The organism is Streptomyces sp. NPDC052721, assembly GCF_040678315.1.
GTDB lineage: Bacteria > Actinomycetota > Actinomycetes > Streptomycetales > Streptomycetaceae > Streptomyces.
The window spans coordinates 129,332-141,708 of the sequence record NZ_JBFATL010000003.1 but is presented as its reverse complement, the minus strand read 5'-3'; the positions used below and the strand labels follow the sequence as shown (position 1 = coordinate 141,708).

At 69.2% G+C, this 12,377-nt stretch carries 11 protein-coding genes and 1 pseudogene; 5 read left to right on the top strand and 7 right to left on the bottom strand.

The window, feature by feature from the left end:
• Positions 1-2 precede the first annotated feature (2 nt).
• The gene (locus AB0L21_RS04400; RefSeq protein ID WP_365782152.1) at positions 3-830 is read right to left on the bottom strand and encodes a class E sortase; all 828 of its coding nucleotides are present in this window, start codon (positions 828-830) and stop codon (positions 3-5) included.
• Positions 831-1,127: 297 nt separating this feature from the next.
• On the opposite strand from AB0L21_RS04400, the pseudogene AB0L21_RS04395 reads away from it, so the two are divergent.
• A pseudogene (locus tag AB0L21_RS04395) lies at positions 1,128-1,286 on the top strand (beta-1,6-galactanase); the annotation flags it as partial.
• 17 nt (positions 1,287-1,303) lie between these two features.
• Here AB0L21_RS04395 and AB0L21_RS04390 read toward each other — a convergent pair.
• Together AB0L21_RS04390 and AB0L21_RS04385 are read right to left on the bottom strand one after the other, a co-directional pair.
• Complete coding sequence (locus AB0L21_RS04390) at positions 1,304-2,023, bottom strand: TIGR03943 family protein (RefSeq protein ID WP_365782150.1); 720 nt, start codon at positions 2,021-2,023, stop codon at positions 1,304-1,306.
• Between the two features lie 20 nt (positions 2,024-2,043).
• Positions 2,044-3,090 carry a permease gene (locus AB0L21_RS04385; RefSeq protein ID WP_365782148.1) on the bottom strand — a complete coding sequence of 349 codons (1,047 nt, stop codon included), beginning with the start codon at positions 3,088-3,090 and terminating at the stop codon, positions 2,044-2,046.
• Between the two features lie 124 nt (positions 3,091-3,214).
• Here AB0L21_RS04385 and AB0L21_RS04380 point away from each other — a divergent pair, with 124 nt between their 5' ends.
• The 4 genes from AB0L21_RS04380 (at position 3,215) to AB0L21_RS04365 (ending at position 7,478) form a co-directional block, all read left to right on the top strand.
• Complete coding sequence (locus AB0L21_RS04380) at positions 3,215-4,237, top strand: hypothetical protein (RefSeq protein ID WP_365782146.1); 1,023 nt, start codon at positions 3,215-3,217, stop codon at positions 4,235-4,237.
• Positions 4,238-4,466: 229 nt separating this feature from the next.
• Positions 4,467-4,868, top strand: coding sequence for a very short patch repair endonuclease (locus AB0L21_RS04375; RefSeq protein ID WP_365703582.1), 402 nt, complete (start codon positions 4,467-4,469; stop codon positions 4,866-4,868).
• Complete coding sequence (locus AB0L21_RS04370) at positions 4,865-5,836, top strand: DNA cytosine methyltransferase (protein WP_365782144.1); 972 nt, start codon at positions 4,865-4,867, stop codon at positions 5,834-5,836. The genes AB0L21_RS04375 and AB0L21_RS04370 overlap by 4 nt, the downstream gene beginning before the upstream one ends.
• A 97-nt stretch (positions 5,837-5,933) precedes the next feature.
• A complete protein-coding gene (locus tag AB0L21_RS04365) occupies positions 5,934-7,478 on the top strand; it encodes a DNA cytosine methyltransferase (RefSeq protein ID WP_365782142.1) in 1,545 nt (514 codons plus the stop codon).
• Between the two features lie 9 nt (positions 7,479-7,487).
• On the opposite strand, the gene AB0L21_RS04360 is transcribed toward AB0L21_RS04365, so the two are convergent.
• From AB0L21_RS04360 to AB0L21_RS04345, 4 genes are all read right to left on the bottom strand, one after another.
• Positions 7,488-8,366, bottom strand: a complete 879-nt coding sequence (locus AB0L21_RS04360) for a DUF6339 family protein (protein ID WP_365703391.1) — start codon at positions 8,364-8,366, stop codon at positions 7,488-7,490.
• A complete protein-coding gene (locus AB0L21_RS04355) occupies positions 8,363-9,358 on the bottom strand; it encodes a hypothetical protein (protein WP_365782140.1) in 996 nt (331 codons plus the stop codon). The genes AB0L21_RS04360 and AB0L21_RS04355 overlap by 4 nt, the downstream gene beginning before the upstream one ends.
• A gap of 3 nt (positions 9,359-9,361) precedes the next feature.
• Complete coding sequence (locus AB0L21_RS04350; RefSeq protein WP_365782340.1) at positions 9,362-11,503, bottom strand: helix-turn-helix transcriptional regulator; 2,142 nt, start codon at positions 11,501-11,503, stop codon at positions 9,362-9,364.
• Positions 11,504-11,937: 434 nt separating this feature from the next.
• The gene (locus tag AB0L21_RS04345; RefSeq protein WP_365703395.1) at positions 11,938-12,363 is read right to left on the bottom strand and encodes a hypothetical protein; all 426 of its coding nucleotides are present in this window, start codon (positions 12,361-12,363) and stop codon (positions 11,938-11,940) included.
• Positions 12,364-12,377: the final 14 nt, after the last annotated feature.

The window sequence follows — 12,377 nt, the reverse complement described above, 5'->3', positions numbered from 1 at the left end:
GCTCACCTGGGCCGCATCGACACCAGCTTCCCCCACACCACCAGCCGGTACCGGGAGGTGAACTCCGGGGTGCAGGTGGTCAGGGTGATGTAGTAGCCGGGTTCGTCATACCCGTACCCCCGCCGCACGAGCGAGCGGGGGACGGGCCGGACGACCGCCGAGTCCGTGGGTGACGTGCGCGGCAGGATCCGGTCGACGTCGTAGCGGTACGTCGCCGTCCGTGTCTCCACCTCGATGGCGTCCCCGCGCCGCAGCCGGGGCAGGTACCGGAAGGGCTCGCCGTGCGTGTTCCGGTGCCCGGCGAGCGCGAAGTTCCCCGCCCGGCCCGGCTGGGCGGTCCCCCGGTAGTGGCCGACGTACCCCTGGTTCAGTACCTCGGCCTTGCTCACGCCCTCGGCGACGGGGACGCGCAGGCCCAGCCGGGGGATGGTGAGCACGGCGTACGCCTGGGAGCGCCGGGGCAGGGGCGCGGGGGTGTACGAGCGCCGGGGCGCGCGGGAGGTGCCGGGCTCCCCGGACGGCGCGGCGGAGGGACCGGAACCGCCGGGAGAGTCGCCGTCGCCGGCCGTAGTACCGCCGTCCGCGCTCGTCGTACCGTCGTCGCCGGCCGTCGTACCGCTGCGCCACTCCCGCTCCAGCGCCGCCACCTTCCGCTCGGCGCCGCGCCGGGCCTCCCGGTTGGTCCACCACATCTGGTGCGCGACCAGCAGCAGGAGGACCAGCCCGGCCGTCACCATGACCTCGCCCCCGCTCCACAGCACCCGCCCGCACCGGGCGCGCCTGCGCCGATCGCTGTGCCGTACGACCCGCACGCCCGCCGCAGTCCGCATCCGCGCCCACCTCCACCGGAGCCGCCCGCACGATAGGCGCGGAGCCTCCAACTGGCCAGAGACAGAAGGGCGGTAGCCCGTACCCGCGCTTCTTCAATGGGTTTGAGAAAGGGCCGTCACAACCCTCGACAACGCCGTCCGGCGCCCCCGATGCTGCCTGTGGCATGCCGGGGGGACGAGTCGGCACCGCTCCCAGGAACGCGGTGCCGGAGCCGCACGGAGAGGCAGCGAACGACCCATGATCCGACGCAGAACACTGCCGGCCGCCGCGGGCGGCGGCGTCCTCGGCAGCGCGCCGGCCCGGGCGGCCTGGTCCCCCGCTGGAACACGGTCACGACGGGCGGCGACCGCTATGCGGCCCGCTCGGGCACCTACCTGAACGGCACGTCGGTGTCCGTGCCCTTCGCGGCCAAGTCGGCGGTGCAGACGCTCCAGATCGACGGCGTCACCGCGTGAGCGTCATCGCGTGACGGTCACTGCAGGGGCAGGGCGTCCTGGTAGCCGTTCGACGGCCGGGGGACCTCGGTGACCGTGCGGGCGTCCAGCGCGACCGGCGCGGACCGGGTGCCGAGCCGTCCGCCGGGGTGCCAGGTCCCCGTGACCGTCACCCAGGTGTCGGCGGGCAGCTTTGGGCCGCCGTAGATCCGCACCTTGACCGACTGGGCGTCCGCGGCGCAGCAGTTGAGGATGATCCGGGTCAGCTCCCAGCCGCCTCCCCGGGTGCCGGAGAGGGGCGTGACGAACCCGGTCATCCGGATCGTGCGCCCCTCGACGGCCTGCCCGCGGTCCTCCCGCACCCGGCTGGTGAAGTCGGAGAGGGTCATGGGCAGGGGCGAGGTGGCGGGCAGCGGATCGAAGTCGCTGTCATGGGTGACGGTCTTCGCCGGCTGCCGGGCGGCGGTGTAGGCGCCGAGGGCGGGCGGGGCGTAGAAGAGCAGGCTGAGGGCGGGCAGGAGCAGCAGCCAGGAGACGCGCGGCAGGCCGGCGTGGTCGTGTCCATGACCGGTGCCGGCGTCGCCTCTGTCGAGGGCGGCGCTCGCGATCCCCAGCAGGAGCAGGACGGCCCCGGAGGCGATGAGCGGGAGCCGCATGCCCTCCTTGACGTAGCGCAGGCAGAGGTCGGTGAAGAGGGAGACGTGCAGCAGCCCGAGCCCGCAGAGGGCGAGCAGCCCCGCCTGAAGTGACCGTTTCACAGACCCTTTCGCAGACCGGCTCACAGCAGCACCCCTCCGATCAGCACGCTGCACGTGACGGCGACGACGACGGTCGCGGCGGAGAACCGTACCGCGAAGGCCCGCCCGAAGGTCCCCGCCTGCAGGGCGATGAGCTTCAGGTCGACCATGGGCCCCACCACCATGAACGCCAGCCGCGCGACCGGCGGGAACCCGGTCAGCGAGGCGGCCAGGAAGGCGTCGGCCTCGGAGCACACCGCGAGCAGCACGGCCAGCGCGGCCAGGAAGAGCACCGACAGCCAGGGCGCGGCGGCGAAGGTGTCGAGCACGGAGCGCGGGACGGCCACGTTGAAGGTGGCCGCGGCCACGGCGCCGAGCACCAGGAACCCGCCGGCGTGCAGGAAGTCGTGCTGGAACCCGCGGCGGAACTCGTCCCACCGGCTGTGCCCGTGCTGATGCCCGGTGTGCCGTACGACGGGCCGCAGCCACTCGGCCCGCCCGAACCGGAGCCACAGCCACCCCATGACGACGGCGGTGGCGAGGGAGGCGAGCAGCCGGGCGAGCACCATGGCGGGGTTCCCGGGGAACGCGATGGCGGTGGCGGTGAGCACGACCGGGTTGATGGCGGGCGCGGAGAGCAGGAACGCGAAGGCGGCGGCCGGGGTGACCCCGCGGCCGATGAGACTGCCGGCGACCGGCACGGAGGCGCACTCGCAGCCCGGCAGGACGACCCCCGCGACCCCGGCCACGGGTACGGCGAGCGCGGGCCGCCGGGGCAGGATCCGGTTGAACACTCCCTCCGGCACGAAGGCGTTGATCGCGCCGGACAGGGCCGTGCCGAGCAGCAGGAACGGCAGGGCCTGCACGGTGACGGCCAGGCACACGGTCCGCCAGGCCTGCACGGCCGGGGCGTCGCCCCAGCGCCCGAGGAGGAAGAGGAGGGTGCCGGGTACGACGGCGGCGCCGAGAAGCAGGACCGGCCAGTACCGGGGCGGTGCCGGGTCGTCCGCCCTCGCTGCCGGGTCGTCCGCCCCGTCCCCGACGCCGGCCGGACGACCGTCCCCGAGCAGCGCACCCGTGTTCTGCATGCCGACTCCGCGTGTAGACGTCGGCACAGAAGATATCCAGATATACGTACCGCCGGGACGGGCCCCCTCCCCGGCAGGCCTCCACGCCTCACTTTTGTCACGTCCCGGCAGTACGGTGTCCCCCATGCGCCCCGACACGCCTGCCGAGAACGTCGACCACACCGCCGAAGCGGCACGCCTGGAGCGGACCGCCGGCCTGTATCCCGAGGACGCCGAGACCCTCCTCCTGCGGGCGGCGGCCCACCTGGAGCTGTCCGGCGACCGCCCCGCGGCGACCACGCTCTACGACCGCCTGCTGTCGTCCGCCGACGGGCTGGACAACCCCGCCCTGGTGCGCGCCCTGAAGGCGTCGAACCTGTGGGAGTACGGTCACGAGGCCGAGGCGAGAGCGATCATCGAGGGCATCCGCGCGACGGCGCCCCGGGACCCGGCCGCGTGGGTGATCGTGGCGGAGGCCCTGGAGGCCCACGACGAGCTGGAGGCAGCGGCGAAGACGTTCAGCGAGGCCGCCGACCTCCTGCTGCCGGACGCGTCGGAGGAACCCCCTCCCGCCACCCACCCCCTCCTCTACGGCCGCCACCGCGTCCGCCGCATGCTGGGCCTGCCACACGACGACCGGGACACCCTCGCGGACACCCTGCACACGTCCCCCGTCTCCCTGGACGAACTCCACGACCCCAAACGCGTATGGTCCCTCGGCTCGGACAACCCGGCGGAACTGGCGGCGGAGATCTCCCGCCTCCGCGCCGAACTGGGCGCCTACCGAGAGGCCCTCTCCCGCCCCTTCCCGGTGGCGGTCCTCCACTGGCCCGCCCCGGAACTCACGGAACTCCTCTCGGCGTACCCCACCCTGTCGTCGGAGTACCCGTCCCACACCGACCACTTGTCGACCATAGAGTCCTCCCTGCGCGAGCTGGCGGCCTCCGGCACCGCGAACCTCGGCATCGTCACGGGCACGGTCCCGTCGTACGAGGCGTTCGCGGCGTCGGAGGGAGCTTCACCGGGGGACGCGACGCTGCTGCCGCAGTACGCGACGACGCTGGCTGCGCGGGGGAGGGCGGTGGCTTGGCCGCCGCAGCGGGGGGCGGGGTGTTGGTGTGGGTCGGGGAGCGGGTACGCAGACTGCCACGGCGGTCCTGAGGGCTGAGCTCGACCGGCAGTTCGCCATCACGATGGAGAAGAACGTCCGCATCGCCGTGGGCCCGGCCGCCGAACGTGGTGCGTGGGCGCCCGGCCCCGTGATGGAATCGACACGACAGCCGTGGTCCGACGGCTCGATCGACACGGACTCGGCTGCCGTCAGGACCAAGCCATAATCGTGAGGCACAGCCGCGTTGAGCACGATGAAGCCGTCGTCGCCTGCCGTCTCGGCACGCATGAGCCGGCAAGCCAGCAAGAACACCGCCGCGGAGCTGACGGTCAGGCGCCTGCTGCACGCGGCAGGGCTGCGCTACCGCGTCGAGTACCCGGTGCCCGGCCTGGCCCGGCGCAGGATCGACGTGGCCTTCACCTCGGTCAAAGTGGCCGTCCTGATCGACGGGTGCTTCTGGCACGGATGCCCCGAGCACGCCACGCAGCCGAAGTCGAACGCAGAGTGGTGGCGGCAGAAACTGGACCGCAACATGGCACGTGATGTGGAGACCACCGAACATCTCATGGCCGCCGGGTGGGAAGTGCTGCGGTTCTGGGAGCATGAAGCTCCGGAGGACGTGGCCCTGCGCATCGCCTCAGCGGTCGATCGGCGGAGGGCCCAACGGGGACGGGGGACGAATCGTTGAGCGGGCTGACCTTTGTCGATGTGTGCTCGGGGGCAGGTGGACTCGCTCTGGGTCTGGAGCGGGCCGGCTTCGAGCCGAGACTGCTGCTCGACGAGGACGTCGACGCCTGCCGCACCCTGCGGGCCAACCGGCCGTACTGGAACGTGCTCCAGGCGGACCTTCTGGACTTCGATCCGAGCGAACATCCCGAGAGCTATGACGTGGATCTGTTGTCTGCCGGCCTACCGCGCGTGAAGTCGAACGCGACGACCGTCCGGGTCGAATCCGGGAACGAGGAGCGGCTGCTGAAGGCCGCCGTCTACCTCGCCCATGCCATCGGACCACGGGCACTCCTCGTGGAGAACGTGCCCACGCTGGCCCACAGCGACAAGTTCCGAGACTTCCGCGAGTTCGCCCGTGCAGAACTGGAGCACCTGGGATATCAGTTCAGCGCTTTTGTCCTCAATGCCGCCGACTTCGGTGTGCCGCAGGATCGCAAGCAGGGCGTTCTGATCGCCATCAAGAAGGAGTGGTTCTCGGCCTTTCGGCCGCCGACCCCCACTGCAACGGACCACGTGTCGGTCGGCGAGGCTCTGGGGGATTCCATGCGGTCGCGTGGTTGGCGGGACGCCGACCGCTGGGCGGCCCAGGCGGCCACCGTGGCTCCGACGCTGGTCGGCGGATCGAAGAATCGCGGTGGGGCGGACCTGGGACCTTCCGGAGCCAAAAGGAAATGGGAGAAGCTGGGGGTGAACGCCCACTCACTGGGCGACGAGATCCCGGGACGAGACTTCGTGTGGGCGCCTGAACTCGGCCGGGAAGGCATGCTACGACTCACCGTGGAGCAGACGGCTCTTCTCCAGGGTTTCTCCGCCGACTGGGAGATCACCGGGAAGAAGACGGCCCGATACCGTCAGGTCGGTCACGCCTCTCCTCCGCCCGTGGGCGAAGCCCTCGGCAGGGCTGTCGCCGAGGCACTTCGCTCGTGAACAAAGAATTGCCAGGTGGGAACCGTTGTTGCGGCCCTTCGACCGAGCGTGAGGTAGGGCGGTGGCCTCCCCGTATCGCCGGCTACACTTCCACCTCATGACCCCAGCACCTCATCCGGACGTAAACCAGGACAAACCCCTAGCGATCATTGATCTCTTCGCGGGGCCGGGTGGACTGGATGTGGCCGCGAAGGTTCTGGGTTACCAGGTGACCGGCATCGAATGGGATCCAGGGGCGTGCGCCACCCGCAGCAAGGCGGGCATGCACACTTTCCAGGGCGACGTCCGCCGTTACCGAGCGGCCTTTTTCCCCGACGCCCAGGTGCTGACCGGTGGACCTCCTTGCCAGACTTTCACCGTGGCCGGCCACGGGGCAGGCCGCAGGGCGCTGGACAAGGTGATCCAGTACATCGAGCGGCTGCACGAGGCCGTACACCCTGACAACGCCCGGGACTGGGCTCAGATCTTCCGCACCTGGAGGACGATCTCCGAGGAACTCCGGATCAGAGAGCTCGAGGCCAGGGAGGTCAGGGCCGAGAAGCGCAAGCTCGAGGAGTTCAGGGCCACGAGGCGCAAGGCCATGAAGCAGAGGCTGGAGGAGTCGGGGACCTCTGCGGAGGAGGTCAAGCAGTTCTTGAAGAAGCTCAAGGCGCCGCAGACCCTCGACATCACGGATGACACGCTCAAGGGCCTGCTCACGGAGTTCAGCGACCTGAGCGACGAGCTCGACAAGTTGAAGGACAAGCTCGAGGACCTGGGTGACGAGCGGACGGGGTTGGTTCTGCAACCCCTGTGGTGGGTCATCGAGCGGAGCCGGCGCCCCGGCCTGAAGCCCTACGATGCCGTCATCCTCGAACAGGTGCCCGCGGTGATGCCGGTGTGGACGGAGTACGCCAAGGTCCTCACCACCCTTGGCTATCGGACCGCGACACAGCTGATGCACACTGAGGCATTCGGCGTACCACAGACACGACGGCGCGCGGTGCTGATGGCTCGTCTCGATCGAGCCGCCCTCCAGAGCGGAGTCCGTCCCGGTCACCTCCCGGAAGTGGAGGAGACACATGAGCGCTACCACCCGGGTGGCTCCGCCACCCGATCGTCGAAGGCGAGTCGCGCGGACATGCTCCCGCTGGAGACTGCGAAGGAGAGCTGGATCTCCATGGAGAAGGCGCTCAAAAGGGCGCGGGGCATCAAGCGGGATCTACCCAAGCGCCCCGCTTTCACCGTTGTCTCGAACTACGGGACCGGCGGCGTCCCTGAGGCGCGCGGCCGACGTGACCATGACGCCCCTTCCGCCACGATCACCGGGAAGGTGTCGCGCAATCGCGTTGTCCACAAGGGCACCGACACGGACCTCGCCGACTTCAATCGCTTCAGCGCTGCCGAGGCAGGGGTGCTCCAGTCGTTCCCGGTCGCGTACCCGTGGAGGGGCAACGACGTGTCGCAGCAGATCGGCAACGCCGTGCCGCCCAGGCTTGCCCTGCATGTGCTGCGGCACGTCCTCGAGCCCGAACTGAGCAGCGACGAGGCCAAGAGCAGGTTGAAGCAGGCCGCCGCGGCCCTGGAGGCGTGGAAGCCCGAGAAGCCCGTGGAGATCTGCGACCACCGCGACCTGAAGAGGCATGCACCCAAGGACAGTTGACCACCGCCCTCAGTCCTGCAGTGTCCGGCCTCTGACCGGGGCCGTCTCGAACAAATCGGCGAAGAAGTCGGTGAGTGCGGCCACCGAGACCTCCGGGACGGGCTCCTCGTCGGGCCCCGCCGGCAGAGAGCGTCTCGGCACCGGTGGCGCGGACTCGGCCTCCGCCACCCACTGCCGCAGCGCCTCGGGATCGCGGGGCTCGTCCGGAGCCAGCACGTCGTAGACGAGGGTCGCGCCAGCGGCGTTGATCGCCGTCATGAGGCCCTCGATCTCACGGCCTGTGGTGGCGATCCCACCACTCAGCAGTCGGACCAGGGCCTGGGCAGTGGGACGATGGTCGATCAGATCCCGTTTCAGCGCGGAGTGGATCAGCTCCTGGCTGGAGCAGGCCGCCACGACCGGGGAATAGTCCTTGCCGTTGCGGAACATCTCCGCCGCCCACCACAAGCGCGAGAAGCACTGGCGATCGGGCGCCCCCTTGAAGCGGGCGGGGTTGATACGCGACTCGCTCTGCTCCGAGGCCGGCGTCGACAGATGCCGCCACGCCACGTAATCCGGAGCGACGGCCAACGCGAGATGGTTCCAGATTCGTCGGTCCGCGGCCTCCCGCCGAGTGATCCGCAAGGCGGCGTGCAGTCGTGGGGCCAGCCAGGCATCGGCCTGGGTCCGACTGTCCCGGAATTCGTGCATCGCGTCCTCCACGAGTTCCCGGAGCGGCTCGACCTCCCATCGGGGGTCGTCCTCCGGCAGGGGTTCGACGACCTTGGCGAGATCAACGCCGCTGTGGCCCTGAGTCCCCTTGAGCAGGTCCTCGGTGAGGAAGGGGTCTGCCGCCGCAGCGGACAACAGACCGAGGCGCTGAGGAAGATGGTGCGGCTTCTCGATCACGCTCTGTCCCCTCGGTTCATCTGCTGGAGTCCGCGCAGGGCATTGGCGAGCGCCTTGCTCGCTCCTGCGCGACGCACGGCCGCATAGTGGATGCGCGTCTGCAGTTCCACCCACCCCGCGTCCCCGGTGCGGCGGCGGTGTACCTGGCGGAGCGCTTCCTCCACGTGGACGCCCGGCACCACATCGGGGAGCATCTCCCGGAGTACCTCGCCCTGCCAGTCGGTGGGGAAGACCGGCGAGCCATCGGGTTCGGTCTCCAGGTCGCCCACGGAGCTGTGGAACACGGCGGTCCAGACATCGGTGGCCATCTGGGAGACCAGCATCTCGTGGACCTTGCTCTCGATGCCTCCGCTCTCACCACCGAGGAGATCGGAGAATCCCTCGATGTCGGTGTTGACCAGCACTGTCGGTAGCCGACCCGAGGCATCCACGATCCAGGGCGCGTCGGAGTAGGCGTTCAGCCAGTCTCGTGCGCTCTTCGAGAAACTCATCTGCTTCACGTCCAGACGCAGACCACCGAGCGGCTCCTCGGCGGCCACATCGACGGTCCAGTCCTCATCGGTCTCGGCGATCGCTCGACCAGGTACACCGTCGACCGTGGCGACAGCATGTACCGCAAGACCCGCACGGCCCACGTGATCGTCCCGGAACATTTCGATGGCTCCGGACCACTCCTTGCTCCCCGGGGCGTCCTGCCTCAGTTCGACGGAGGTACGCACGTTGGTCTCACCGTCGGCGAGCACCGCCAGGACGCGCAGTTCGCTCCACGGGGCGTCGGGAGCGGTGGCGCCGGGCGGCAAAGTGGCGGACAGGCCGATCCTGGCCGACACCCAATCCTCGTGCTGCGCCACACCCAGGGCCACGGCCCGCTGCTGTGTGGAGAACGCCGAGGTGTCCAGGTGGTCTCGGGAACCGTCGGGCAGCTTGAGGGAAGCCGAGGTCACCCGTAGGGCGATCGGGCGGTTCAGCCTTTTGTACGGGTAGAACTTCACGCCTCACTCCCCCTTGCCGGCACGCAGTTCGAGGACGAGCCGGGTGAGCGCGGTACGAACCGGATGGCCGCTCACGTCGGTCGAACCCCTGAAGACGGCACGACGGGCGCCAGGCGTGAAGCGCAGTGCCCCGTCCTCGACCTCACAGCCCTCGACGGCGACGAGCTCCGCCCAATCGAGCTTGGGGCGACTGCCGGAACGCACGTCGAGCAGGACCACCGGTGTCATGGTCGGCAGTTCGTCGCCACGAGGCAGCTTCACCTCCGCGGTGATCTGCCACTCCCCACGCGCGCCGATCGAGGCGTCGAGTCCGTCCAACTCCGGGAGCGCCGCGCCCGAACCACGCTTGGGGCCGGTCCTGCGCTGAACGGTGAGCGCCTTCCGCAGTTTCGTGCCACCCTCACCACTGGAACGCCTCGGCCGGGAGACCAGTTCCTTCACAGCTGCGTTGACCTCGGTGGTCAACCGCTTGATGCGATGGTGCGCGGTGTGCGACCAGCGGAGGGTCAACTCCTCGGTCTGCCCCCAGTTGTCGTGCTCGGGCGGCTCGGCAGCGCGTAGGAACTCCTCGGCTTCCTCGGCGAAGGGAGCCGACTCTCCAGCCGCATGTCCCGTCAGAAGAACGGCCTGGAAGGCGTTGACGCCCAGCGGGAGGCCGGCGACGCCCGACTTCTTGATGGTCATGCGGTTGCCACGCAGCGAGTGGACCTGGTTCGGGACGCCGTCCCTGTCCTCGGCAGTCGTGACCAGAAGCACCGCTGGGTGCGTACCGAGCGTGCCACGGCGTCCGCCCGAGAGAGGAAGCCGGAGCGGGACCGTGCGCAGCGCGACTTGACCGACCTCGGTGAGCCGGTCCACGGTCGTCCCGTCGTAGAAGGCACGCAACGCCCTGGTCCGAGAGGGTTGTTCGTCGGTGGGGTCGACCTTCTGCTCCTCGACGACGATCTCACCGTTGCGAAGAGTGCGTACCGAGGTCTCCAGGAGGGGAAGCCGGCCTCCACCACCCGTCATCGCCGCCCAGAAGTTCCGCCCCAGTGCCTCGACCAGTCGTCGGTGCATGGCTTCGATGTCACGGGTCCCGTCGTCCTCGCCCCCGCTCTCCTCGTCCATGTCGGGGCTCGAACCGCCCTGGTCGAGGCTGGCCACGTCATGGGCACCGACGATGAGGAAGGAAGTGCCGGGATCGTCGCTGTCACGGGTGAGGTACAGGTTCTCGACCGTCTCCTCGTCGGCCCACCAGGAACGAACCACCTCGGCACCGGGCCTGTCGGGGTCGGGGCGCCCGAGCCAGGCGGGACCCGCGTACGCGCAGTCGCCGACGGAACGCCAGGGCAGCTCCAGCCGTCCGATGACACGGCGCTCGGTTCGGCCCTCGTGAGGAACGGAGAGAGTCGAGTTGATCAGCACCATGCCGAGGGCACTCGTCGCCCAGAGCGTCGCCTTGCCGAGGCCGTAGGAACCACCCGCGTCCCGCCCTGATTTGAGGCTCTCCAGCTGGCGACGGACGACGGCGGCGAACTTGCCGTCGTCGTAGTCGTCGCCGGTGAGACCGGAGGCGTTGTAGTCGTCGATGCGCAGGAGGACCAACCGGCCCTTCTCGAACATGTCACGGACACCGGCGTCCACGACCCGTCCGACCTTCTGATGGGAAGCGGACTCCGAGACCGCCATGTAGTGCGGGTGGAGTTCGTCCCAGAGGATGGCCTTGCGGAAGGCTTCCAGCTTCTCGCCGGTGAGCTCGTGGATGGTGTACCGCACGCGGACCGGGCGGCCGTTCTCCGTCAACCGCTCGTCGAGGCTGTTCTGACAGGTCTCCCGGGCGAGGACCTGGACGTCCGCGTCGAAGGCGAAGGCCGCGGCATTGCCGCCGTCACGGCCGCCGTCGGAATAGCCGGGCCGGTGATACCAGGTGACGGGTAGGCCGGCCTGGGTGTCGGTGGTGCGAGTGTGCACCGTGGCCAGGTCGGTGTTCAGGGCCCGGGCGATGCGTTCGATCGTCTCGGGACGCGGTGCCGCCCGCCCGGTGATCCACGCCGAGACGGCCGCGCGCGTCACCTCCACCGCCTGGGCCAGCTCGGTCTGGGTCATGTCGGCGAGCTTCAACTGCCGTGCCAGCCATGGACCGAAGTCCTCGCCTGCTTCCACGGTCACCTGCTCTCAGGGTCCTGGTCCTCTTGCGTGGGACAGCACCGCCACCCTACCCGCCCCTTTGACAGTGCACCTTCTGTCAAACAACCTTTGACAGAGATTCCGGACCTCCCGGAGAGGTTCCCCGGCGAGCTATGCCCAACTTGTCACCGAATGCACCTTTTTCGCCGCCTCAAAGCCCCCTTCCAACCCTCTTGCGGACTCTCTACGGGACCGAGTACGTTCTTCCTTCAGCGGCCCCACCCGCGGGAGAAACATTTCTCCGACGCCCTGGTAGAAGTGTGCCGTCTTCCTCTGTACAGCCCTTTTCGGCGGCATCACAAGCGCGGTGTGCGGACCGCTTTTCGCGCACCCGAGTTCGCCCACCGGCCCCTTTGTCGTCATTTCTGTCGACCGTCGACCCGGAAAGCGCAGGCCACGTTGAATCCTTGTCATGCTCCCAGCGAGAAGAGCATCCACTTTCTCTGCGCATTCCACACCTCCGGAACCACCGCCCCTTCGAGTGCGTCCCAGTCATCACCCCTATAACGCAAGGTGACTGATGTGGCGTCAGCATCTGACGTCACCTGACTCGTGCGGTCCTCCGTACCCTTCCCATCAGGTCGTTGTTCCAGGATCGGAGTCCTGTGTCTCTCGAACTGACCCCCGTGCTCAAGACCGTGATCGACCAGTCCTCCCGCGTCCTCCAGACGTACGCCGTCGATCCCGGTCTCATTCCGGAGCACGCGAACGGAGAAAGACGCATCACCCAAGGCGGATACGGTGACCGGCAACTCTTCGAGCTCGTCCAGAACGCCGCCGACGAAATCGCCGCAGAGCCAGGTGGCACCATCCACGTCGTTCTCACGGAAAACCATCTCTACTGCGCGAA